Genomic DNA, 22,299 nt, shown 5'->3' with positions numbered 1-22,299 from the left:
GGAGGCTTCCTTTCCTGGGACAGACGTCCCCGAGGACGGGGGCGGCTGCGCGAGACGGACGACGGTGCTCGGAGTCTAACGGTTGTCCACAGGGTTGTGCACAGACGCTCGACAACCCCTATCATCCTGTGGACGACCGTCCCGGGCGCCCGTGCGCGTCCGGGCTCCGCGCGCACCCGTTTGACCCCCGCGCACCCCGGCCACTAGAGTCGTCTGGTCCCCCGGGTGTCGGTTGATCGTGCCCGCCGGGGATTTCATGTCAGAGCCTCACCGGTCCTTCTCCCTGGTCCACCTGCTCAGGTCGACGGTCGAAGGCACACAACACGTCGTGGAGAGATCACAGTGACCAAGCGCACGTTCCAGCCCAACAACCGCCGTCGTGCCCGCAAGCACGGCTTCCGTGCCCGCATGCGCACCCGCGCCGGCCGCGCCATCCTGTCCGCTCGCCGCGGCAAGAACCGCGCCGAGCTGTCCGCCTGAGGACGTCGGTCCAGGGACGGCGCGCCCCGTGCTGCCCCGTGACCGTCGCGTCCGCACGCCCGCGGAGTTCCGTCACCTCGGTCGCACCGGCACCCGCGCGGGTCGGCGCACCGTCGTGGTGAGCGTCGCCACGGACCCCGACCAGACCCGGTCCACGCCGCCGAGCGCCCCTCGGCCGCGGGCCGGGTTCGTCGTGTCCAAAGCTGTGGGGAACGCGGTGACCCGCAACCGGGTGAGGCGGCGGCTGCGCGCCGTCGTCGCGGATCAGATGCGCACCGCCCCGCTGCGGGAGCTGCCCGTGCTGGTGCAGGTCCGCGCGCTGCCGGCCGCCGCAGAGGCAGACTTCGCACTGCTGCGCCGCGAGACCGTCGGCGCGCTCGGCAAGGCCCTGAAGCCGCACCTGCCCGCCGCCTCGGAGCACGCGTAGATGACCGTCACGCCCTCGCCCTTCGTCGTGCTCGAGCCCTCCCGTGAGTGGGGGCCGCTGCGCGCGCTGCCGTCCGCCCTGCTGGCCGGCCTGCTCACGGTCTATCGGGCCGTGGTCTCCCCGCTGTACGGACCCGTGTGCCGATTCTTCCCCAGCTGCTCCGCCTACGGGCTGGAGGCCGTGCACGTGCACGGCGCGGTGAAGGGGTCGTGGCTCGCCGCGCGGCGCATCGGCCGGTGCCACCCCTGGAACGACGGCGGCGTGGACCCGGTCCCGCCCGGCCACCGGCGCTGGCCGCCGGGCCGGCAGCCGCGGATCCTCACCCTGAACCACCCTCCCATCCCACCTGATCTCCCGCAGGAGGATTGACCCCCATGTTCGAAGCCATCCTCGCCCCGTTCCGCTGGCTCATGTCCTGGCTGCTCGGGGCGTTCCACACCGTGCTGGAGTTCGCGGGCATGCCCGCCGACTCCGGCTGGACGTGGGCGCTGTCCATCCTCCTGCTGGTGGTGCTCATCCGCACCCTGCTGATCCCGCTGTTCGTCAAGCAGATCAAGGCGCAGCGCGCCATGCAGGCTATCCAGCCCGAGCTGCAGAAGCTGCAGGCCAAGTACAAGGGCAAGAAGGACCAGCTCTCCCGCCAGGCCATGGCCATGGAGCAGCAGGCGCTCATGAAGGAGCACAAGGCGAACCCGTTCGCCGCCTGCCTGCCCCTGCTGATCCAGATGCCGTTCTTCTTCGCCCTGTACCAGGTGCTGATCGGCGCGCGCGGCGCGTCCGAGCGCGGCGAGTCCATGGACGCCCTGTCCGCGGACCAGATCCGCTCCTTCGAGGGCTCCACGATCTTCGGCGCCCGCATGTCGGACACCTTCCTGAACTCCTTCGGCGATCCGGGCAGCGCGCCCGTGATCATCACGGCGATCGTGCTGATCGTGCTGATGTCGGGCTCGATGTTCTACATGCAGAAGATGCTCATGACGAAGAACATGACGCAGCAGGCCCTCTCCGGGCCCATGATGCAGACGCAGCAGATCATGCTCTACGCCATGCCCCTGATCTTCGGCATCGGCGGCATCAACTTCCCCATCGGCGTGCTCCTGTACTGGACCTACTCCAACTTCTGGGCCGTCGGCCAGCAGTGGTGGATCATCCGCAACAACCCCACCCCGGGCTCCCTCGCCGAGAAGGAGCTCAACGAGCGCCGCGCCGCCAAGGGCCTGCCCCCGGTCGGCCAGAAGGTCACCGACTCCAAGGCGGAGCCCTCCTCCGCCCACACCCAGGCCGCCGGCGGCGGTGCCGTGCTGAACGGTGAGGTCGTCCGCCAGTCGGGTCAGCGCGTCCAGCCCCAGCGCAAGAACCGCAGGAGGAAGTGAGCATGTCCGCCGAGAACGTGACCCCGGCCCCCGAGGCCGAGGACGCCGTCGTCGAGACCCCCGCGGGCCAGGGCTCTCGCGTCGCGGAGCAGGACGGTGCCGCCGTCTCGGAGGCGGTGCGCCGCCTCGAGGAGGAGGGCGACGTCGCCGCGGACTACGTCGAGGAGCTGCTCGACATCGCGGACCTGGACGGGGACATCGACATCGAGGTCCGCGACGGGCGCACGTACGTGTCCGTCGTCTCCGAGGACCACGACGAGCGCCTGGACGGCCTCGTCGGCCCCGACGGCCGCACCCTGGAGGCCCTGCAGGAGCTCGTCCGGCTGGCCGTGCTCGCCGCCACGGGGCACCGCTCCCGGCTGATCCTGGACGTCTGCGGGCACCGGGAGCGCCGAAACGTCGCCCTGCGCACCGCCGCCCAGGCGGCCGTCGAGCGCGTCCGCGTCGGCGAGGGTCCCGTGCACCTCGAGCCCATGGGCGCGTACGAGCGCAAGATCGTCCACGACGTCGTCGCGGACGCCGGCCTGACCTCGGAGTCGGAGGGCGAGGGCGCCCGCCGCCACGTGGTCATCTCCGCCGATGACTGAGCGGGGCTCGGCCTACGAGCGGCGCCCCGGGCTGGATCCGCAGGACCGGGGCGACCGCCCCGCGCCCGTGGGGCAGCCGGCGCCGCCGCTGACCGACGCGCTGCGGCCGGCCGCCGTCGAGCTGTTCGGCGAGGCCCTCCCCCGGGCCGAGGCATACGTGGCCCACCTGGCGGACACCGGCATCGAGTGGGGCCTGATCGGCCCGCGCGAGGCACCCCGTCTCTGGGAGCGCCACGTCCTGAACTGCGCCGTGGTCGAGGAGCTCCTCCCGCAGGGCGCGCTCGTGGCCGACGTCGGCTCCGGCGCGGGCCTGCCCGGCCTGTGCCTCGCGCTCGCGCGCCCCGACTGCCAGTTCCTGCTCATCGAGCCGCTCGAGCGGCGCGTGGAGTGGCTGGACATGGTGGTCGCCGACCTCGGCCTGGAGAACGTGGACGTGATCCGCGGCCGCGCCGAGCAGGTCTCCGGGAACCTCGACGTCGACGTCGTGGCCGCCCGCGCCGTGTCCGCGCTGAAGACCCTCGTGCCGCTGACCATGCCGATGCTGCAGGGCGCCGGGGAGCTGCTGGCCATCAAGGGCCGCTCCGCGGCCGACGAGATCGCCGCCGCCCGCAAGGTCCTGCGCAAGTATGGTGGTGCCGAGCCCGAGATCCTCACGGTGGGCGAGGGCCTGCTGCCCGAGACCACCACCGTCGTGCGCGTCAGCGCGCGTCCCCGCTGACCCCTCCCCCACCGGGACGGGACGGGCCGGGCGGCAGCAGATCCGCACACCCGCGACCCAGGAGGTAGAGCCGCATGGCGCAGGAGCAGGAGAGCCGGGGTGGGGCCTGGAGGGCCCTGCGCCAGAAGTGGACCGGCCGGACCGCCGAGAAGGGCGGCGCCGACGCCGAGGAGCCCGCGCGGCTCCAGCGTCGCCGTCTGACGCGCCCCGACCGCACCCGCGTGTTCACGACGTCCAACCAGAAGGGCGGCGTCGGCAAGACGACGACGACGGTCAACCTGGCCGCGGCCCTCGCCCGCGCGGGCATGCGGGTGATGGTGGTGGACATCGACCCGCAGGGCAATGCGTCCACCGCGCTGAACATCCCCCACACCGGAGACGTGGCCTCCGTGTACGACGTGCTCCTGGGCGAGATGGAGATCCAGGACGTCGTGCAGGACGCCCCGGACGTGGACGGCCTGCAGGTGGTGCCCGCGACGATCGACCTGGCCGGTGCCGAGATCGAGCTGGTCTCGCTGGTGGCCCGCGAACAGCGACTGTCGCGGGCGCTCGAGGCGTACACCGCCTGGCGCGCGGAGGACGGCCAGGAGCGGCTGGACTACGTGTTCATCGACTGCCCGCCGTCCCTGGGCCTGCTGACGGTCAACGCGTTCGTGGCGGCCCAGGAGGTGCTCATCCCGATCCAGGCCGAGTACTACGCCCTCGAGGGCCTCTCCCAGCTGCTCAAGAACGTGCAGATGATCCAGAAGCACCTGAACCCGCGTCTCCAGGTGAGCACCATCCTGCTGACGATGTTCGATGCGCGGACCAACCTCGCCGTGCAGGTGGCGGAGGAGGTCCGGACGCACTTCCCGGAGCAGCTGCTGAACACCGCGATCCCCCGCAACGTCCGCATCTCCGAGGCCCCCAGCTATCAGCAGACGGTGCTGACCTACGACCCGGCCTCGGCCGGCGCCGTGGCGTACCGGGAGGCGGCCGCGGAGATCGCGGGCCGCGGTGCCCCGTCCGTGAAGGGCTGACGCGCAGGCGGTCCGCTGCTGTGGTCGCCGGATGGCGCTGCTGACGACGAAGCCCGCCGGAGGGAGCGATCCCCGGCGGGCTTCGTCGTGAGTGAGCGTGGCCCGGAAGATGGGGGGTGAAAAGACAAGCGGAAACGCTGGGCATATCGGAAGTTCGTGTTTCACGTGAAACGACCTTCTCTGAGGGTGCGAGCGTGGTGCCGCCGCGGCGGGACGATGGGGAGGGGTGCCCGTAGTGGACCGCTCCCGTCTGTCCCGCTCCCCTCTCCTCCCCTGGGCCGAGCCCTCTGCCGCTCCGTTGTGGGCGGGGCGCATCTGTCGCCAGGGGGGGCAGCCGGGGGCGACGACGCACGAAGTCACGGGGAGGACGGTTTCGCCCTGGGGCGGGACCGCGGCTGTGATGGCCGGCCGGCGGCGCACCGTGCGTTGAGGTGCGCCTCGGGAGCTGCGCGGTTTGTGGGGAACGTCCTGGCCTGCGGGTGCGGACGTGCAGGGCATGGCCCGTCCCTGCCCCCCAGGCGGGCTCGTGGCAGCCCCGAGAATGCAGCCGTCGAGCAGGCCGGGTGCCGTGGCTGGGTGCCCCCTCCCCCATGTCAGACCTCCTCGCCGTCGGTGACGTGCAGGAAATCGGGGGCCAGAGCGGAGCACGAGTCAGCCTGCCGTCGCGGGGGTGCGCGGCCGGTCTGTCAGTCAGCGTGTGCGAGAGGAGACGTCAGCGGCGAGGGGGTCTGCTGTGATTCGTCTGAGTTGGAGGGGCCGATTGGCGGCGCCTGCAGGACAGTTCTGCTGTGCATTCCTGTGTGCGGAGAAAGAGAGCCTCCGGTGAGGAAGAGCGGTCGTGTGCCCCCAATGTATACAGAGACAAGTGGTTGAACTGGCCAACAGGCGTCTTGACGTGGTCACCAGCGAACGTCGATGTTGATATGTGGACAACATCTGTGGACAGGGGACGTCTAAGGTGTGCGGCCGTAGATGCCTCTGCGGTGTTGATGAGCCCTGCTCAGTCTCCTGTAGCGTCTGACGGCTGGGCACGGGGACGGCGTGTGAATGGTGACTTCGGTGGAGGCCCCCCGGGGAGCCCGCGGCGGCTCCGTGCGGGATGGGGCGGGCCGTGTGGTTCTGTCGCTTGCAGCGACGTGGGAACCAGGGCGTCGAGTAATCGGCCGGTCGCCGGGGGTTTCACGTGAAACACGGTGGTTCCGCGCTCACCTAGCGTCGATCCCTGACCGCAGCTGTCCGCGGATGGAGGCATTGAAGACCCAGTTTCCCCACGAGGCGGTCCTGAAACTTTGATGGGCGGCCTCAGCTGACAGGACGGATGGAGTCAGTGGGTGGGGTGGAGCGCCGGCCGCGTCACTGTACTGCCGCCCGTGACATCGGCGACCACATCGAGCAGTACTGTCAACGGCGGAAGTGGATGCTCGCTGCCCCGACATGCGACCCGCGACCCGGCGTTCCCTCCCAGCCGTTTCACGTGAAACTGAACGACCGGTGATTGGGGCTCACTAGATCGAGCCAGTACCATCAGCGACGCGGCAAGTCTGAACCTCTCAAGATATAGAGGACCCTGCGCACGCCGGTCTCGGAGTGCGACCCGCTGGTGGGCGAGCTTCCATGGATGCGCGCGCGGTCGAATCTTCGAACGATACGTTTCACGTGAAACGAGCTCCGGGACAAAGGGCCGTGCCGCGAGGTCACCACCTCGGGCAATCCAGGGAGCACACGATCCGTGCCGGGAGCGAGCTGACTGAGAATGGCGCAGGAATGTGGCGCTGACTTGCGGGTGAGCGAGCACGTGGCCCACCCGAACTCATGTCGTACTTGGATGACAGACTCGTCCGTGTTTCACGTGAAACGCGGATGGTGAAGCAGCGTTCAATTCGTGAGCTGCGCGGGTGTGAGGAAGCACTGACGGCGAAGCGACGAGCAGGCCGAGCTCATCCGTTCGGCGATTCGAGTGTTCACATCACACCGCGGGGAAGTGGGACGAGTGCTTCGCTGCTGGTCCGCCATTGCGCGTCCGATGAAGCACATCATCATGCGGGTAGCCAGCGATCTGAGTACCGTCCGCACGGAGGGCTGATCGGCCCGGGAGTACATGAAAAACAAACTGAACAGCCGTGATTCTGATACCGTCCGCTCGTCGACGCGGGCTCGCGTTTCATGTGAAACGAGTGAACTTCGAGAGGGAACACGAGGAGGTCTTGAGGATTGCAGCGGCACCCTTCCGAAGCGCCCCCACTATGAGTGTTCCACGTGAAACACTCACGCTCGCGGCAGGTGCTGTCCGCGCGCCCACATCCTGCCGTCCGGGCCCAATACGGACGTCTCACCCCAGAACCGAGGCCCGAACCTCGCCGCGCCCCTTGCACGTGTCAGGCCCTCGCGCGCCCCCCGGCGGTCAGGGCCAGAGCACCTTGAGAAGTGTCTTCCCGCCGCCCGGGACCATCGAGACCAGGCCGCTCACCTACACTGATCCCAGACCCACTCACTGCAGGAGGACCCGTTGAAGACGAGCCGTCGAGGAGGCCTGGGGCGAGGCCTCGGCGCCCTGATCCAGAGCACTGTAGAAGCCCCGGAAGAGAACGCCGAGGCCACCTCCCCGAAGGACTCTGCGGTGCCGGTGAAGAGCGGCCCGAAGGCTGCCGCGGCAGCGGAGGCCACCACGACATCGACGCGGAGCACCGCGACGACCGAGACGCCAGGGGGGTCCAACGAGCCCGCCCCGTCGGCCTCGCAGCGGAAGACCGCGGGCCGAACGACACAGGCCGGGAAATCAACGGCTGCGACTGGCAGGAACGCCACGTCCGCCACGAAGGCAGGGCCCACCTCGTCGAAGCGTGCCTCGCGACCCGCGCAGCGTCCCGTCGACGTGTTCTTCTCCGCAGAGTCCGAGGATGCACCCGCGGCGCGGCCGACCAAGGGGCGTCCGGCCATGCCGACGGTGAAGGCGCCCAGCAAGCGTGCCACCTCCGCGACGTCGTCGAGGAAGGAACCGGGGGACTCGAGCGTTGAGTCCGCCGCGACCGAGGGGACCGTGTCCGCGGACATCGCGGTCCTGCGGGAGATCCCGGTGGGGGACATCCACCCCAACCCGCGGCAGCCGCGTGAGGTGTTCGACGAGGACCACATGGCGGAACTGGTCACCTCGATCCGCGAGGTCGGCATCCTGCAGCCGATCGTCGTGCGCGAGGTGGACGGCCCCACCCCCCATGAGCTGATCATGGGAGAGCGCCGGTGGCGCGCCACCCAGAAGGCCGGCCTGGACACCATCCCGGCGATCGTCCGCCAGACCCCGGACCAGGACCTCCTGCGGGATGCTCTGCTGGAGAACCTGCACCGCTCCCAGCTGAACCCGCTCGAAGAGGCCGCCGCCTACCAGCAGCTCATGGAGGACTTCGCCTGCACGCAGGAGGAACTGTCCCAGCGCATCGGCCGCTCTCGTCCGCAGATCTCCAACACGCTGCGGCTGCTCAAGCTGCCGCCCCTCGTGCAGCGCCGCGTGGCCGCCGGCACGCTCTCGGCCGGCCATGCGCGTGCGCTGCTCGGTCTCACGGACCCGTCGGACATGGAGCGTCTGGCGCAGCGGATCCAGTCGGAGGGCTTGTCCGTCCGGTCCACGGAGGAGGCGGTCGCGCAGCTGCAGGGCGGGCTCCGGCCGGGCCGCACGCCGCGGCGCAGCACGGACGACGCCCGCCACGAGCGCCTGGACCACTACGCCACCGCGCTCACCAGCCGCCTGGACACCGCCGTGAAGATCACCCTCGGCGCGCGCAAGGGCCGCATCGCCATCGACTTCACCACCGTGGAGGACCTGAACCGCATCATGGACCTCATCCAGGGCGGTCAGGACGGCAAGGGGAAGGGCAAGAAGTCCTGATCCGGAGTTCCCGCGGACGGCGTCCACGGGCACCCGCCGCTGGTCCTGAAGATCAACGCACGACGGCCCCGTCACCCTCTGGGGTGACGGGGCCGTCGTGGTGAGTGGGGGAGGGGCTCAGCCGAGCAGGGCCGAGAACTCCTTCTCCAGCGCGGCCTTGGGCTTGGCGCCCACGGACTCGGCGACCTTCTCGCCGTTCTGGAAGCCCACGACGAGCGGGATGGAGGTGACGCCGTAACGCGCGGCGATGGCCGGGTTCTCGTCCACGTTGAGCTTGGCGATCACGGCCTTGCCCTCGTGCTCCACGGCCATGTCCTCCAGGACGGGTCCGAGCATGCGGCACGGGCCGCACCACTCGGCCCAGAAGTCCACGAGGACGGGCAGCTCGGACTGGAGGACCTTCTGGTCGAAGTCGGCGTCGGTGACGGTGATGGTGCTCATGGCAGCCTCCTGGGGTTTGTTCTGTGTCTGACGAGGGTGGACAGGGGTGTTATCGACATGATTCATGACGCTCCGTCAGGGGTCATGAGTCAGTGGCTCATGCCGGGTTCGCGTCCGACTCCGGGCCGGCCGGCGCGGCCTCCTCCACATCGGCCACGGTCGCGAGGTAGTGCTCCACGTCCTGGGCGGCCACGCAGCCCGAGCCGGCGGCGGTGACGGCCTGGCGGTAGGTGTGGTCCGTGACGTCGCCGGCGGCGAAGACGCCCGGCTGGGAGGTCCGCGAGGACGGATGGTCGATGCGGATCGTGCCGTGCTCCGTGAGCTCCACCTGGCCCTGCACCAGGTCCGTGCGCGGGTCCTGGCCGATGGCGACGAACAGGCCGGTCACGTCCAGCGTGGACGCCTCGCCGGTGCGGGTGTCCCGCAGGCGGAGGGTGTTGACCTTGTCGTCACCCGTCACCTCCGTGACCTCGGTGTTCCAGCGGAACTCGATCTTCTCGTTCTCCATGGCCCGGTGGGCCATCACCTTGGAGGCGCGCAGCTCGTCCTTGCGGACCAGCACGGTCACCTTGGACGCGAACTTCGTGAGGAACAGGGCCTCCTCCATGGCGGAGTCGCCGCCGCCCACGACCGCGATCTCCTGCTCGCGGAAGAAGAAGCCGTCGCACGTGGCGCACCAGCTGACGCCGTGGCCGGAGAGGCGCTCCTCGCCGGGAACGCCGAGCTTCCGGTAGGCGGAGCCGGTCGTGAGGATGACCGCGTGGGTGCGCAGCTGGGTGCCGTCGCCGAGCGTGAGCACCTTGGGGTTCGACGTCAGGTCGGCCTGCACGACGTCGTCGTAGACCACCTCCGTGTTGAACCGGCGGGCCTGGGCCTCGAGGTTCGCCATCAGCTCGGGCCCCTGCACACCCTCCGGGAAGCCCGGGAAGTTCTCCACCTCGGTGGTGTTCATCAGCTCGCCGCCCGCGGTCACCGCCCCGGCCACCAGGACCGGGGAGAGCTCGGCGCGGGCGGTGTAGATCGCCGCGGTGTATCCGGCGGGGCCGGATCCGACGATCACGACGTTGTGGACGCTCTGGTCCTGGGCGGTGGGGGCCACGGGTTCCTCCAGTGGATCGGGGTGGTGGACGCTCCTCCAGGACAACGGCGGAGCCACGGGCGGGTATTCCGCGGTGCCGGGGCCGCGGTGCGACGACGTCCGGCGACGGCGGCCGGAAGGTCCGGCGCGCCGTCGCCCGGGCGCGGGGTCAGCGGACGGCGATCTCGCCGAGGCGCAGGCCGAACGGGAGGTCCGACGTCGTGCCCTCCAGCTGGGGCAGCGAGGTGAGGCTGACGATCACGTACTCGGCCTCGGCCTCGGTGCCCTCGAACGGCACGGGGATGGAGACGGTGTCCTGGTCGAAGGTGCCGTTGCCGATCTCCTTGGCGTTCGCGCCCTCGGGGGAGTCGGCGATGTAGGCGAACCAGGCGCCACCGGTGGCCCCCGTGCTCTGCAGGGTCACCTCGTTCACCTCGGTGCGCTCCTCGAGCTGGACCACGAGGTTCATGCTCTCCACATAGCCGCCGAAGTTCGGCCGTGCGTAGGCGAAGGTGCGCCACACGGTGGTGGGGTCGCCGTCGATGAGGTTGCTCAGGTCCGCGTCGTGCTCGGCCTCGTGCTCCGGCAGGTCCGGCACCGAGCGCAGGGCCTGGACGGGCTGCGGGGCGGCCGCGGCGCTCTCGCTGGACGGGGTGGGGGAGGGGCTGGTGCTCTCCGACGGCGACGGGGTGTCCGATGCGGACTCGGACGACGCAGACTCAGACTCGGACGACGCGGCCTGCGGCGCCGGCCCGCCGCGCAGGTTCTGGGCCAGCAGCACCCCGCCCACGACGAGTGCGGCCAGCAGGCCGAGCACGAGGAGCAGGGCCAGCGGACCGCCGCCGCGCGTGCGGCCGTGGCCGTCGCCCGGGTCGGCCACCGTGGCGCCGTCGCCGCCCCCGGTGGTGGCCGGGGCGGCCTGGGCATCCGGAGCCGCGGCGGCGGCCGTCGAACCGGCAGCCGCCGCGCCTGCTGCCGTTGCGACCCCGGCCCCGGCAGCCACCGGCGCCGCCGTGCCGCGGGACTCCTCGTGGGCGGTCGGCGCGGACTCGGCCACGATCGCTCGGCGGGGGACGGGGCGCTGGCGCCGCACGGGGATCGCCTCGGTGTCCGGGGCGACCGGCTCCGGCGGGTCGGTCTTCTCGGCCGCCACGGACTCGACGGGCTCGGTGGGCGGCGTGGCCCCGTCGGCATCGGCATCCGGGGCCTGCGCGGCGGCGGCCCCCGCCGCGACGGCCGGGAGTGCGGCGGTGCCCGCCTGGGCCTCGCGCTCCGCGGCCTCGCGTTCCTGGGCCGCGCGCTTCTCAGCCTCGCGCTCCGCGGCCTCCCGGGCCCGCTCCTCCTCGGCACGACGGCGGGCCTCGGCCCGGCGCTCGAGCTCGCGGCGCTCGGCCTCCTCCCGCTCCGCGGCCAGCCGGGCCTGCTCGGCCTCCCGCTCGCGCGCGGCCCGCTCCTCAGCCTCCTGCTCCGCCTGGCGACGGGCGCGCTCGGCCTCGGCGCGGCGCTCCTCCTCGGCACGCTCCTCCGCCTCCCGACGTTCGCGTTCTGCGCGTTCGGCGGCTTCCTTGCGCTCCCGCTCGGCCCGCTCCGCGGCCTCCCGTTCGGCGCGGGCCTTCTCCTCGGCCTCCTTGCGCTCGCGTTCTGCGCGCTCGGCGGCCTCCTTGCGCTCCCGCTCGGCGCGCTCGGCGGCCTCCTTGCGCTCCCGCTCGGCGCGCTCGGCGGCCTCCCGCTCCGCCCGCTCGCGCTCCTCCTGCTGCTTCCGGGTGGCGGCGTCCGCCGCGGCCAGGGCCGACGCCCCGGCGGCCGCCTTCGCCGCGGTGCCGTCGGAGGGACGGACCCGCTCGGCGAGGCGCTCGGAGAGGCGGTTCAGGAACCCGGGACGACGCTGGGCCTCGTCCTCGTCCGCGCGGAGCCGGCGGTCGAGGTCGGTGTAGTACGCCTCGTCGTCGTCGTAGGCGTGGGGGTCTCCGGTCCGCGACTCGCCGAACAGCTCGGAGCCGAGGCTGTCCGTCTGGAACGGCTCCACGTACAGCTCCTGCGGGTACGCCAGACCCAGCAGGACGTCCGGGTCGGGGTCCCCGCCGGCGATCAGGTACGTGCGGCCCTCCGACAGGCCCAGGTCGAGCACCTGCACGTCGTCGGTGCGCTCGCCCGTGGCCAGCTCCCGCGCGGACGAGGCCACCTGCGTGGCGTTCTCACGTGAGGCCACGAGCACGGTGACGCGGCGGTTGAGCACCTGGTCCGTGCCCAGGAACACCATGTCCTGGTCCGCGGACGTCACCACGTGCTGGGTGATGCGATAGCGGCCGCCCAGGACGGCGCCGACGGCGATGGGCTGGGGCACGGGCTCTTCTCCTGACGACGGGGTCGGAATCCGATGATACGTGGCGTGGCCGTCGCGGCCAGAGATCAGCCGACGCGCAGCAGACGACCCAGCGCCGGCACGCGGGCGACGAGCGGCCGGAGGGCGTCGTCCAGCTCGGGGAACCGCATGGCCCGCAGCACCATCAGGTACACCGGACCCATCGCCACGGCCGCCACCGCGCACGTGAGCAGCGCCGTCCCGATGGAGTTCCACGCGAACCCGCCGGTGTACCCGCCCAGCAGCCACACGACGACCGCGCCCGCGGCCGCCGCGGCCAGCGCGGCCAGGCCGGTCTGGACGTGGGCACGCAGCACGGATGCGAGGCCGTAGTCCCCGAACCGGCGCACGGTGAGCACATGGGTCAGGACGAACTGGTACACGTACGAGACGGACGAGGCGACCGCGACCCACAGGGCCATGGACCACAGCGGCAGCAGCATCGCGCCCGCCCACGAGAGCAGCAGCATCAGGAGCGAGCCGCTGACCTGGACCACCATCGGCACCTTGGCGTCCTCGGCGGCGTAGAACACGCGCAGCAGGTAGAAGGAGCCCGAGCGGAACGGGATGGACAGCGCCAGCGCGAGCAGGACCGAGCCCACCGCGACGCCGGCCACCATCGCCGTCTCGGCCGTCGAGCCGAAGACGCGGCCCAGGGGGCCCGCCAGGACCACCACGCCGGCGAGGCAGAACATCAGCGGCACGGTGAACGCGCGCAGACCCTGCGCCGTCGTGCGCCGCACCGCGGACATGTCCTGGCGGCCCATGGCGCGGGCCAACCGGTTGAAGAGCACGGTGGCCAGGGAGAGCACGAACACCGAATGGGGCAGCACGGCCATCAGCATCGCCATGTTGTACGCGGCCACACCGGGGATGGCCGCCTGCGCCATCTCGGCGCTCCAGGTCTCCGTGCCGGGGATGCGCAGCTCGCCGCGGTCGCGGGCCTCCGTGGCGGAGGTGACGTACCGCTGGCACAGCAGGAGCACCACGTTCGTGGCGACCATCGTGATCAGGGTGTACCCGGCGATCCGGCCGGTGTCCCGCAGGCCGATGCCCTTCCAGCCGAACCGCGGGCGCAGACCCAGGCCGAGCCCGCGCAGCGGCAGGAAGAGGATCACGGCCTGCAGCACGACGCCCAGGGTGTGGCCGCCGGCCAGCACGACCGTCTGTGCGCTCGTCCACCCGGCGAGGTCGTCCCCGGCCCGGTACGCCCCGAACATGCCCAGGTACAGCACGATCGCGCCGATCGCGACGACGTTGTTCAGCACCGGCGCCCACATGTAGGCGCCGAAGCGCCCGTTGGCGTTGAGCACCTGCCCCACCAGCGCGTACATGCCGTAGAAGAACACCTGGGGCAGACACCACAGGGCGAACACGGTGGCCATCTCGAGCTTCTCCGGCGACCAGCCGCGGGTCAGGGCCGTCATGAGCGGGGCTGCCGCCAGCATGACCACCACCGTGCCGGCGAGCATCACGAGCGTGCCGAGCGTCATCAGGCGGGAGGTGTAGTCCGCGCCCCGGTCGGCGTCGCGGGCGTGCTTGATCAGCTGCGGCACGAGCACGACGTTGAACACGCCGCCCACCAGGAGCAGGTAGATCACGTTCGGCAGGGAGTTGGCGATCTCGAAGATGTCGGCCATGTCCGCGGACAGGCCGATCGCCACCGTCACCAGCGTCGCACGGACGAGGCCCAGCACGCGGGAGAGGAGCGTGCCGGAGGCCATGATCGCGGTGGACCGGCCGGCGCGGCGCTCGCCCTCGGGGGTCTCGTCCGCGGGGTCCACGGCGGCCGGATCCGTGGCGGGGGCGGGGTCCGTCGTCGTCGGCTCCTCGTCGGCGACGCCGGCGTGGGCGGGGTCCTGCGCTCGGCGCGGGGCGGGTCTGCTGCTCAAGGGTCACCCAATCGTGGTCGGAAGGCCCCGTGCCGGGGGCGGTGGATCAGGGGCGGGGGCCCCGGGCACCGCCCGGGGGGAAGTGCTGGTCGACCACCTGGCGGGCCAGGTCGACGATCCGGCGCTCGTTGGCGAAGGAGAGGCGGCGCGCGACGTCCTCGAGGCGCACCCATGCGACGTCCACGGCCTCGTGGTCCGGGTCGTTCTCCGTGGTCAGCTCGCCGCCCGTGGCGCGCAGCAGGAAGTGGTGCACGGTCTTGTGGACGCGGTGCCGGGCGACCGTGAACCAATAGTCGATCGCGCCGAGCGGCTCGAGGATGTGGCCGGCGATCCCGGTCTCCTCCTCCACCTCGCGCACGGCCGCTTGCCGGTGGTCCTCCTCGCCCTCGGGATGGCCCTTGGGCAGGCACCACTCGAGCCGGCCACCGCGGTTGTAGCGGGCGATCACGGCCACCTCGAGGCCGCCGTCATGCTCGCGGACGATGACGCCGCCGGCGGAGACCTCCTCCACCGTGGGCAGGGAGGCGGCTGCGGCGGAACGGGGTCCCGCGGGGGCCGGGGTGACGGGGCGCAGAGGCGGCTGCGGCCGGCGACGCCACGCCCCCAGCGCGGAGGGCAGGGGGGCGCCCCGGTGCGCGGAGGGATCGGGGCGGGTCATGCCGTCAACTCTAGCCCGGCCCGCGCGGGCCCGTGCCGGGACCGTCTGGCACCCTTGTAGGCATCATGGATCTGACCACCGCCACCCACGCGCTGCCCCCCGGCTTCCCCGCGGACGCCACCCTGCCCGCCGTCGTCGTGGAGCTGGGGCGGAGGTTCGAGGCCGCCGGCCACGAGCTCTCCCTGGTGGGCGGCCCGGTCCGCGACCTCTTCCTGGGACGGCCGTCGCCGGACCTGGACTTCACCACGGACGCCGACCCGGACGCGTCCGAGGCCGTCGGCGCCGGCTGGGCGGACGCCACGTGGGACGTGGGACGGCGGTTCGGGACCATCGGCTTCCGCAAGGCCGGCTGGCAGCTCGAGGTCACCACCTACCGGGCCGAGCAGTACGACCCGGCCAGCCGCAAGCCGCAGGTGGCCTTCGGCGACAGCCTCGAGGACGACCTGCTGCGCCGCGACTTCACCGTCAACGCCATGGCCCTGCGCCTGCCCGCCCTCGAGCTCGTGGACCCCTTCGGCGGCATGCGGGACCTGCACGCCGGCGTGCTGCGCACCCCCGGCACCCCTGAGGACTCCTTCTCCGACGACCCGCTGCGCATGATGCGCGCCGCCCGCTTCGCCTCCCAGCTCGGCTTCGCCGTGGCCCCCGAGGTGGAGCAGGCCATGACCGCGATGGCCGAGCGGATCACGATCATCTCCGCCGAACGCGTCCGCGAGGAGCTCGTCAAGCTCGTGTGCGGTGCGCACCCGCGCGCCGGCCTCGACCTGCTCGTGCGCACCGGCCTGGCCGACCACGTCCTGCCCGAGCTGCCCGCCCTGCAGCTCGAGTCGGACGAGCACCACCGCCACAAGGACGTCTACGCCCACTCCCTGACCGTGCTGGAGCAGGCCATGGAGCTGGAGGGCGAGTACGCGCCGTCGACCCCCGACCCCGTGCTGCGCCTGGCGGCGCTGCTGCACGACGTCGGCAAGCCGGCCACGCGCCGCTTCGAGAAGGGCGGGGCCGTCACCTTCCGGCACCACGAGACCGTGGGCGCCAAGCTCGTCCGCAAGCGGCTGCGCGCCCTGAAGTTCGACAACGACACGATCAAGGCGGTGGCCCGCCTGGTGGAGCTGCACATGCGGTTCTACGGCTACGGCGACGCCGGCTGGACCGACTCCGCCGTCCGCCGGTACGCCCACGACGCCGGCGACCTGCTGCCCCGCCTGCACGCGCTGACCCGCTCGGACGTGACCACCCGCAACCGGCGCAAGGCCGAGCGGCTGGCCCACGCGTACGACGACCTCGAGCGGCGCATCGCCGAGATCACCGAGGCCGAGGAGCTCGCCGCCGTGCGGCCGGACCTGGACGGGCAGCAGATCATGGCGCTGCTGGGGATCCGCCCGGGCCCGGTGGTGGGCCGGGCGTACACCCACCTGCTCGAGTGGCGCCTGGACGAGGGGCCGCACGAGCCGGCCGAGGCCGAGGCGGAGCTGCGGCGCTGGTGGGCCGAGCAGCCGGAGGCCCAGCAGGACTGAGGCGGCGCGGCGGACCTTCCACCCGTCGTCGGGCCGGGACCACACTGGCCGCATGGCTGAGAAGAAGACCGAGAAGAACGGCGCCCCCATGGGCCCCGGCACCTCCAACATCAAGGACCCCGAGGTCTACGAGGCGCTGCGCCGCGAGGGCGCGAGCGAGGAGAAGGCCGCGCGGATCGCCAACGCGTCCGCCCGGGACGGCCGGGACGAGGTCGCCGAGCGCGGCGGCGAGGCCGGCTCCTACGAGGATTGGACCAAGGACGAGCTCGCGAAGCGGGCCCGCGAGCTCGACATCGAGGGCCGCTCCACCATGACCAAGGACGAGCTCATCGAGGCGCTGCGGAACCACTGACCGGCGCCCGCCCCCCGCTTCCGGGGCGGAAACCGGTGCTTTGGGAGCGGAATACCGCCGGAAACCGCCCCCAACGCGGTGGGGCGGGTGGGGATAGCCGGAGGCTTTGGCCCATCCAGGTCCGGATGGGATGATCGACCGCTATGAGTTCCGACCAGCGCACCGCGTCCGCGCCCCGCCATGCCCTGCCGCCCCAGGACGGCGTGCCCGCCGTCAAGGTCGGCACGCGGGTCAGTCGCGGCCCGGGCCGGGTGACCGCCCTCGACGGGCTGCGGGGGATCGCGGTGCTCGCCGTGCTCGTCTTCCACGCCTGGCCCACCTTCCTGCGCGGCGGGTTCGTGGGTGTGGACATGTTCTTCGTGCTCTCCGGCTTCCTCATCACCACCGGCCTGGTCCGTGGTGTGGACGCGGGCCGGGGCGTGGCGCTGGGCACCTTCTGGATGAAGCGCGTCCGACGCCTCATCCCGGCCATGCTGATGGCGCTCGTGGGCACCACCGCGCTCGCGTGGCTGGCGGTGGACGAGTTCCCCGCGGGCCTGGGTCGCCAATGGTTCGGCGCCCTGACCTACACCAGCAACTGGGTGATGATCCTCGAGGGCGGGGACTACTTCAACCGCGCCTCGCCGCCTCTGTTCGAGCACCTGTGGTCCCTGGCGATCGAGGAGCAGTTCTACATCCTCTGGCCCCTGCTCCTCTGGGGGCTGCTCCTGCTCACCTGGCCGCCGCGCAGCACGGTGAACTCGGGGCGGGTGGCGGACCGACGTCGTATCCTCGCGGTCGCGGTCGCGGCCGTGGCCTCCGCGGCGTGGATGGCCTGGGGCTCGTGGCACGGGTTCGAGCAGGCCCGCCTCTACTTCGGCACGGACACCCACGCCTTCGGCCTGCTGTTCGGCGCGTGCGTGGCGATCGGCCTGGCCCATGTGCCCCGGCCCGAGCACGGCGGCCCCGAGCCGCGGACCTCGGCCACGCGGGTGGCTGTCGCGTGGGGCGCCGTCGCGGTGCTCGCGGCGGGCTTCGCCCTGGTCGACGGCGGCCACGCGAGCACGTACCGCGGAGTGCTGGCGGGCCTGTCCGCCGTCGTCGCGTTCATCGTCTGGCACGTGGTGCAGGGCGACCGGCGCGACTCGCTCTCTCGCGCGCTGGGCAACGGGTTCCTGCGCTGGTGGGGGCGCCGCTCCTACGCCGCGTACCTGTGGCACTGGCCGCTGCTCGTGATCATGCGCGTGATGGTGCCCGTGGACGCCCCCGGGTGGGTCGAGCCCGTGGCCGCCGGCGCGATCCTGCTGCTGACCGCCCTGATCGCCGACCTGAGCACCCGGCTGATCGAGGAGCCCATCCTCCACGAGGGGTTCAGGGGTGCCTTCGGTCGCTGGGGCGCAGCCGCTCGGCGGGCGTTCACGGGCGGGGCCGGGCCGATCGGCCAGCTCGCGGCCGCCGCCACGGCGCTGGGGCTCGTGGCCGTCCCCGCGGCGGCCGTGGCCGCCGTGGTGCATTCGCCCGCGCAGACTCAGCTCGAGCAGGACATCGCCCAGGCGGAGGAGTCCCTCAAGGCCGCCGAGGCGGCGCAGCAGGCGGCCCGCGAGTCCCGCGCGGCGGAGCAGTCGAAGCGGGCCGAGGCGTCGGCCTCGGCCTCGCCCGGCTCGGCCGCCCCCGGGGACGCGGAGGGCTCCGCCGGCGCGACGTCCTCGCCCGGGTCGTCCGCCGAGCCGTCCGGGCTCGGGCTCGGCGACCCGGCCGTCACGCGCCCCACGTACTCCAAGGAGCAGCTCACCGCGGCCCTGCCGCCGTCCGAGCTCGGCACGGACGTCACCCTGATCGGCGACTCCGTCTCGCTCTCGGCCGCGCCCACGCTCATGGAGGAGCTGCCGGGGATGCTGCTCGAGGCGGAGGTGGGCTACCAGATCTGGGACGCCGCGGACGAGCTCGAGAAGCTCAAGGCGGACGGCCAGCTGAGCGACGTCGTCGTGGTGGCCCTGGGCGCCAACGGCACCACCCATCGGGGCGACTGGGAGAAGATCCTGGCGGCCGTCGGCGAGGACCGGCTGCTCGTGCTCGTGGTGCCGCACGGCCCGATGGACTGGATCGCGGACGTGCAGGTGCAGATGGCGGCGCAGGCCAAGGCCCACCCGGACCGGATCGTCCTGGCGGACTGGGACGCCGCGGCGAAGCAGCACGTCACGGACTTCTCCGCCGACGGCGTGCACCCCCGCGCCGACGGCCAGGCCATGTACGCCCAGCTCGTCCGGCTCACCATCGAGGACCGGCTCGGCGCGCGGCGCTGAGCGCGGTGGCCGGGGCGGCACGCGCCCCCACGACGACGCCGGCCCGTCACCTCCACGGGGAAGGTGACGGGCCGGCGTCGTGCACGGTCCGCGGGGACCGGGCTCGTCAGCGCTCGATGTCGCCGCGGATGAAGGCCTCCACAAGCTCGTGCGCCGCGTCGTCGTTGTGCTGCACGGGCGGGGACTTCATGAAGTAGGACGAGGCCGAGAGGATCGGCCCGCCGATGCCGCGGTCCAGGGCGATCTTCGCGGCGCGCACGGCGTCGATGATCACGCCGGCCGAGTTGGGGGAGTCCCACACCTCGAGCTTGTACTCGAGCGAGACGGGGGCGTCGCCGAAGTTGCGGCCCTCGAGGCGCACGAACGCCCACTTGCGGTCGTCGAGCCAGGCCACGTAGTCGGACGGGCCGATGTGCACGTCCTTCTCGCCCAGCTGCGCGGAGGTGTTGGAGGTGACGGCCTGCGTCTTGGAGATCTTCTTGGACTCCAGGCGCTCGCGCTCGAGCATGTTCTTGAAGTCCATGTTGCCGCCCACGTTGAGCTGGTAGGTGCGGTCCAGGGTGACGCCGCGGTCCTGGAACAGCTTGGCCATCACGCGGTGGGTGATGGTGGCGCCGATCTGGGACTTGATGTCGTCGCCCACGATCGGCACGCCCGCGGCGGTGAACTTCTCGGCCCACTCCGGGGTGCCGGCGATGAACACGGGCAGGGCGTTCACGAACGCGACGCCGGCGTCGATCGCGGCCTGGGCGTAGTGCTCGGTGGCCCGCTGCGAGCCGACGGGCAGGTAGCAGACCAGCACGTCCACCTTCGCGTCGCGGAGGGCCTGGGCCACGTCCACGGGCTCGACGTCCGACTCCTCGATGGTCTCGGCGTAGTACTTGCCGAGGCCGTCCAGGGTGGGGCCGCGCTGGACGGTGACGTCCGCGTGGGGCACGTCCGCGATCTTGATGGTGTTGTTCTCGGAGGCGGTGATGGCCTCGGACAGGTCCAGGCCGACCTTCTTCGCGTCCACGTCGAACGCGGCCACGAACTCGAGGTCGGACACGTGGTAGTCGCCGAACTGCACGTGCATCAGGCCCGGGACCGTGTCCGTGGCCTTCGCCTCGCGGTAGTACTCCACGCCCTGGATGAGGGATGTTGCGCAGTTGCCCACGCCGGCGATGGCGACGCGGATGGGGTTGGTGGCCACGGTCTGGTTCTCTCCTCGACTGTCCGGAACGGGTGCGGGCACGCGGCGCGCGCAGGGGGGCCCACACCGTCCGGCGGGGCGCTCACCCGGGGATCAACCACGCCAGTCTACGACCGACGACGGCGGCCCCGCCCGTCCGGTGTCCGGGCGGCTTCCTAGGATGGGGGCATGAGACCGGCCCCCGCGCACGCCGCGACCCCCAGCGAGCCGCCCACTCACGCCGCGGACGGCGCCCCGAGCGACGCCGTGACCGCCCCGGGCGCCCCCGCCGGGCGTTCCGCTGACAGCGCACCGTCCGGGACCCTGCCCGCCCCCGGCGAGCGCGGCGGCCGCTTCCAGCTCGCCGGCGGCCTCGCGGCGAACGGCCCCGGACGGGGGACCGGCTCCTGGGCCGGGCCCGTGGCGCTGACGGGGCTGCTGGTGGCTCTGGCCGCCGTCGTGACCGTGCTGCAGAAGTCGCCGTGCCTGCTGCACGGCTGGGGCGCCCCGGACGTCTACTACGCGGGCTGCTACTCGGACTGGGCCGCGCTCTACGGCGGGCGCGGGTTCGCGGCGGACCCGTGGGCGCCGTTCCGGGCGGGCTCCACGTTCGAGTACCCCGTGCTGATGTCCGTCGTGGGCTCGGTGGCGGCCTGGATCACGCAGGCGCTGCCGTTCTCGCCGGAGCAGGGCACGGTGGTGTTCTGGCTCGTGAACCTCGGGTTCGTGGTGGTGCTGTGGGCCGTCGTCGCGGTGCTGACCGTCCGGATGGCGGGGCGCCGGTGGACGGACGGGCTCATGGTGGCCGTGGCCCCGGGGATCGTGCTGGCCGGCACCATCAACTGGGACCTGTGGGCCGTGGCCCTGCTGGCGTGCGGCATGTACGCGTGGTCGCGCGGCCGGTCCCTGACGGCGGGGGTGCTGTTCGGCCTCGGCGCGGCCATGAAGCTGTATCCGCTGCTGATCCTGGGGCCGCTGCTGATCCTGGCGGTGCGCTCGCGGCGGTGGCGGCCGTTCCTGCTCGCGGCCGGGGGCACGGTGGCGGCGTGGGCGGCGGTCAACGTGCCGCTCATGGCCGTGAACTTCCAGGCGTGGTCCGTGTTCTTCACCTTCTCCGGCGAGCGCGGGCCGGGCCTGTCCAGCGTGTGGCACGCGTGGGACGTGACCGCCGCGCAGGCCGGGTGGGCGTTCGTGCCGGAGGACTCCCTCACCCTGCTGGCCTACGGGACCTTCGCGGTGTGCTGCCTCGGGATCTTCGTGCTCGGCGTGCGGGTGCGGCACACCCCGCGGCTGGCCCAGCTGACGTTCCTGGTGGTGGCGGCGTTCGTGCTCACCAACAAGGTGTACTCACCGCAGTTCGTGGTCTGGCTGATCCCGCTCCTGGCGCTCGCCCTGCCGCGCTGGCGGGACTTCTGGGTGTGGCAGACGGTGGAGGCGCTGCACTTCTTCGCCGTGTGGATGTACCTGGCCAAGGGGGTGGCCGAGACCCCGCCGCAGCACTCCATGGACGACTCCGTCTACGTGGCCGCGATCCTCGCCCACATCCTCGCGGTGCTGTGGCTGTGCGGGCGCGTCGTGTGGGAGATGCTGCACCCGGCCGAGGACCTCGTGAAGCGCGACCACGGCGGCCACCCGGACGCCGACCCGCTCGCCGGCGCGTACGCCGGCCCGGCCCGGGGGCGCTCAGGCCGGCCGGCCGCGGTTCAGGCGTAGTCCCAGCGGTGGATCGGGCAGTCCGGGGACGACGGCGGCGCGCTCGTCCCCGCCTCGGCGGCGCCGCCCTCGCGGGGCGGCGGCGGACAGACGCACGGCGCCCCGGAGGCGGCCGTGGCCGCCTTCATCTGCTCGCGCCAGATCACGTGGGGGTCGGTGGCCGGGTCCGCGGCCGCGCCGGGGTGCGCCGGACGCGCGGCGCCGTCGTCGTGGGCGGGGGTGCGGGCCGCGTCCCCGTCCCGGGTGAAGCCCATCCGCACGATGGCCCAGCCGCCCACGGTCCACGCCACCAGGAGGAAGACCCCCACGGCGACGGCGATCATGATGTCCACGGCGGGCTCCTCCTGCG

The 22,299-nt window shown here is 72.3% G+C and carries 19 protein-coding genes; 12 read left to right on the top strand and 7 right to left on the bottom strand.

What is annotated here, in order from left to right; all coding sequences use genetic code 11:
* Nucleotides 1-342 precede the first annotated feature (342 nt).
* The 8 genes from rpmH (at nt 343) to B1A86_RS11495 (ending at nt 8,484) form a co-directional block, all read left to right on the top strand.
* Nucleotides 343-480: a 50S ribosomal protein L34 gene (gene rpmH, locus B1A86_RS11530; protein ID WP_002856443.1), complete on the top strand. Its 138-nt coding sequence runs from the start codon at nt 343-345 to the stop codon at nt 478-480.
* A gap of 28 nt (nt 481-508) precedes the next feature.
* On the top strand, nt 509-907 hold the full coding sequence (gene rnpA / locus B1A86_RS11525) for a ribonuclease P protein component (protein WP_078025336.1): 399 nt from the start codon (nt 509-511) through the stop codon (nt 905-907).
* Entirely contained in the window at nt 908-1,276 is a 369-nt protein-coding gene (gene yidD / locus B1A86_RS11520; protein ID WP_020628390.1) for a membrane protein insertion efficiency factor YidD, read from the top strand.
* A gap of 5 nt (nt 1,277-1,281) precedes the next feature.
* Complete coding sequence (yidC, locus tag B1A86_RS11515; protein WP_078025337.1) at nt 1,282-2,280, top strand: membrane protein insertase YidC; 999 nt, start codon at nt 1,282-1,284, stop codon at nt 2,278-2,280.
* Between the two features lie 2 nt (nt 2,281-2,282).
* Nucleotides 2,283-2,867 carry a R3H domain-containing nucleic acid-binding protein gene (locus B1A86_RS11510; protein WP_078025338.1) on the top strand — a complete coding sequence of 195 codons (585 nt, stop codon included), beginning with the start codon at nt 2,283-2,285 and terminating at the stop codon, nt 2,865-2,867.
* Nucleotides 2,860-3,585 (top strand): 16S rRNA (guanine(527)-N(7))-methyltransferase RsmG, encoded by a 726-nt coding sequence (gene rsmG, locus B1A86_RS11505; protein ID WP_078025339.1) that lies wholly within the window; start codon nt 2,860-2,862, stop codon nt 3,583-3,585. The genes B1A86_RS11510 and rsmG overlap by 8 nt, the downstream gene beginning before the upstream one ends.
* Before the next feature lie 74 nt (nt 3,586-3,659).
* Nucleotides 3,660-4,604, top strand: a complete 945-nt coding sequence (locus B1A86_RS11500) for a ParA family protein (protein ID WP_078025340.1) — start codon at nt 3,660-3,662, stop codon at nt 4,602-4,604.
* Between the two features lie 2,506 nt (nt 4,605-7,110).
* The gene (locus B1A86_RS11495) at nt 7,111-8,484 is read left to right on the top strand and encodes a ParB/RepB/Spo0J family partition protein (RefSeq protein ID WP_078025341.1); all 1,374 of its coding nucleotides are present in this window, start codon (nt 7,111-7,113) and stop codon (nt 8,482-8,484) included.
* Between the two features lie 117 nt (nt 8,485-8,601).
* Here B1A86_RS11495 and trxA read toward each other — a convergent pair whose 3' ends face one another.
* The 5 genes from trxA to B1A86_RS11470 form a co-directional block, all read right to left on the bottom strand.
* Nucleotides 8,602-8,991 (bottom strand): thioredoxin, encoded by a 390-nt coding sequence (trxA, locus tag B1A86_RS11490; RefSeq protein ID WP_323662986.1) that lies wholly within the window; start codon nt 8,989-8,991, stop codon nt 8,602-8,604.
* A 31-nt stretch (nt 8,992-9,022) separates the two neighbouring features.
* The gene (trxB, locus tag B1A86_RS11485) at nt 9,023-10,024 is read right to left on the bottom strand and encodes a thioredoxin-disulfide reductase (RefSeq protein ID WP_078025342.1); all 1,002 of its coding nucleotides are present in this window, start codon (nt 10,022-10,024) and stop codon (nt 9,023-9,025) included.
* Nucleotides 10,025-10,172: 148 nt separating this feature from the next.
* Entirely contained in the window at nt 10,173-12,347 is a 2,175-nt protein-coding gene (locus tag B1A86_RS11480; RefSeq protein ID WP_078025343.1) for a hypothetical protein, read from the bottom strand.
* 65 nt (nt 12,348-12,412) lie between these two features.
* A complete protein-coding gene (gene murJ, locus B1A86_RS11475) occupies nt 12,413-14,257 on the bottom strand; it encodes a murein biosynthesis integral membrane protein MurJ (RefSeq protein WP_020621895.1) in 1,845 nt (614 codons plus the stop codon).
* Between the two features lie 46 nt (nt 14,258-14,303).
* The gene (locus tag B1A86_RS11470; protein WP_041102508.1) at nt 14,304-14,915 is read right to left on the bottom strand and encodes an NUDIX hydrolase; all 612 of its coding nucleotides are present in this window, start codon (nt 14,913-14,915) and stop codon (nt 14,304-14,306) included.
* Nucleotides 14,916-14,980: 65 nt separating this feature from the next.
* Here B1A86_RS11470 and B1A86_RS11465 point away from each other — a divergent pair, with 65 nt between their 5' ends.
* The 3 genes from B1A86_RS11465 to B1A86_RS11785 all read left to right on the top strand — a co-directional run bounded on the left by B1A86_RS11465 (nt 14,981) and on the right by B1A86_RS11785 (nt 19,066).
* Nucleotides 14,981-16,432 carry a CCA tRNA nucleotidyltransferase gene (locus B1A86_RS11465; RefSeq protein WP_078025344.1) on the top strand — a complete coding sequence of 484 codons (1,452 nt, stop codon included), beginning with the start codon at nt 14,981-14,983 and terminating at the stop codon, nt 16,430-16,432.
* A gap of 52 nt (nt 16,433-16,484) precedes the next feature.
* Entirely contained in the window at nt 16,485-16,784 is a 300-nt protein-coding gene (locus tag B1A86_RS11460; RefSeq protein ID WP_002857801.1) for a Rho termination factor N-terminal domain-containing protein, read from the top strand.
* A gap of 143 nt (nt 16,785-16,927) precedes the next feature.
* A complete protein-coding gene (locus tag B1A86_RS11785; protein ID WP_246836831.1) occupies nt 16,928-19,066 on the top strand; it encodes an acyltransferase family protein in 2,139 nt (712 codons plus the stop codon).
* Between the two features lie 106 nt (nt 19,067-19,172).
* Here B1A86_RS11785 and B1A86_RS11445 read toward each other — a convergent pair whose 3' ends face one another.
* Nucleotides 19,173-20,258, bottom strand: a complete 1,086-nt coding sequence (locus B1A86_RS11445) for an inositol-3-phosphate synthase (protein ID WP_041102498.1) — start codon at nt 20,256-20,258, stop codon at nt 19,173-19,175.
* A gap of 168 nt (nt 20,259-20,426) precedes the next feature.
* Between B1A86_RS11445 and B1A86_RS11440 the strand changes: the two genes are divergently transcribed.
* Entirely contained in the window at nt 20,427-21,950 is a 1,524-nt protein-coding gene (locus B1A86_RS11440; protein WP_078025345.1) for a glycosyltransferase family 87 protein, read from the top strand.
* Here B1A86_RS11440 and B1A86_RS11435 read toward each other — a convergent pair.
* Nucleotides 21,941-22,273 (bottom strand): hypothetical protein, encoded by a 333-nt coding sequence (locus B1A86_RS11435; protein WP_220478892.1) that lies wholly within the window; start codon nt 22,271-22,273, stop codon nt 21,941-21,943. The genes B1A86_RS11440 and B1A86_RS11435 overlap by 10 nt on opposite strands.
* Nucleotides 22,274-22,299: the final 26 nt, after the last annotated feature.

Origin of the sequence: Micrococcus sp. KBS0714 (assembly GCF_002008305.4) — a bacterium.
Taxonomy (GTDB): domain Bacteria; phylum Actinomycetota; class Actinomycetes; order Actinomycetales; family Micrococcaceae; genus Micrococcus; species Micrococcus luteus.
The sequence above is the reverse complement of the archived record's forward strand: the minus strand, read 5'-3'. Positions and strand labels throughout refer to the sequence as shown.

Bases quoted from the DNA above. Each gene is read 5' to 3' on its own strand.
- yidD (WP_020628390.1), top strand. From the start codon at position 908: ATGACCGTCACGCCCTCGCCCTTCGTCGTGCTCGAGCCCTCCCGTGAG.
- yidC (WP_078025337.1), top strand. From the start codon at position 1,282: ATGTTCGAAGCCATCCTCGCCCCGTTCCGCTGGCTCATGTCCTGGCTG.
- B1A86_RS11510 (WP_078025338.1), top strand. From the start codon at position 2,283: ATGTCCGCCGAGAACGTGACCCCGGCCCCCGAGGCCGAGGACGCCGTC.
- rsmG (WP_078025339.1), top strand. From the start codon at position 2,860: ATGACTGAGCGGGGCTCGGCCTACGAGCGGCGCCCCGGGCTGGATCCG.
- B1A86_RS11500 (WP_078025340.1), top strand. From the start codon at position 3,660: ATGGCGCAGGAGCAGGAGAGCCGGGGTGGGGCCTGGAGGGCCCTGCGC.
- trxA (WP_323662986.1), bottom strand. From the start codon at position 8,991: ATGAATCATGTCGATAACACCCCTGTCCACCCTCGTCAGACACAGAAC.
- B1A86_RS11470 (WP_041102508.1), bottom strand. From the start codon at position 14,915: ATGACCCGCCCCGATCCCTCCGCGCACCGGGGCGCCCCCCTGCCCTCC.
- B1A86_RS11465 (WP_078025344.1), top strand. From the start codon at position 14,981: ATGGATCTGACCACCGCCACCCACGCGCTGCCCCCCGGCTTCCCCGCG.
- B1A86_RS11460 (WP_002857801.1), top strand. From the start codon at position 16,485: ATGGCTGAGAAGAAGACCGAGAAGAACGGCGCCCCCATGGGCCCCGGC.
- B1A86_RS11785 (WP_246836831.1), top strand. From the start codon at position 16,928: ATGAGTTCCGACCAGCGCACCGCGTCCGCGCCCCGCCATGCCCTGCCG.
- B1A86_RS11440 (WP_078025345.1), top strand. From the start codon at position 20,427: ATGAGACCGGCCCCCGCGCACGCCGCGACCCCCAGCGAGCCGCCCACT.
- B1A86_RS11435 (WP_220478892.1), bottom strand. From the start codon at position 22,273: ATGATCGCCGTCGCCGTGGGGGTCTTCCTCCTGGTGGCGTGGACCGTG.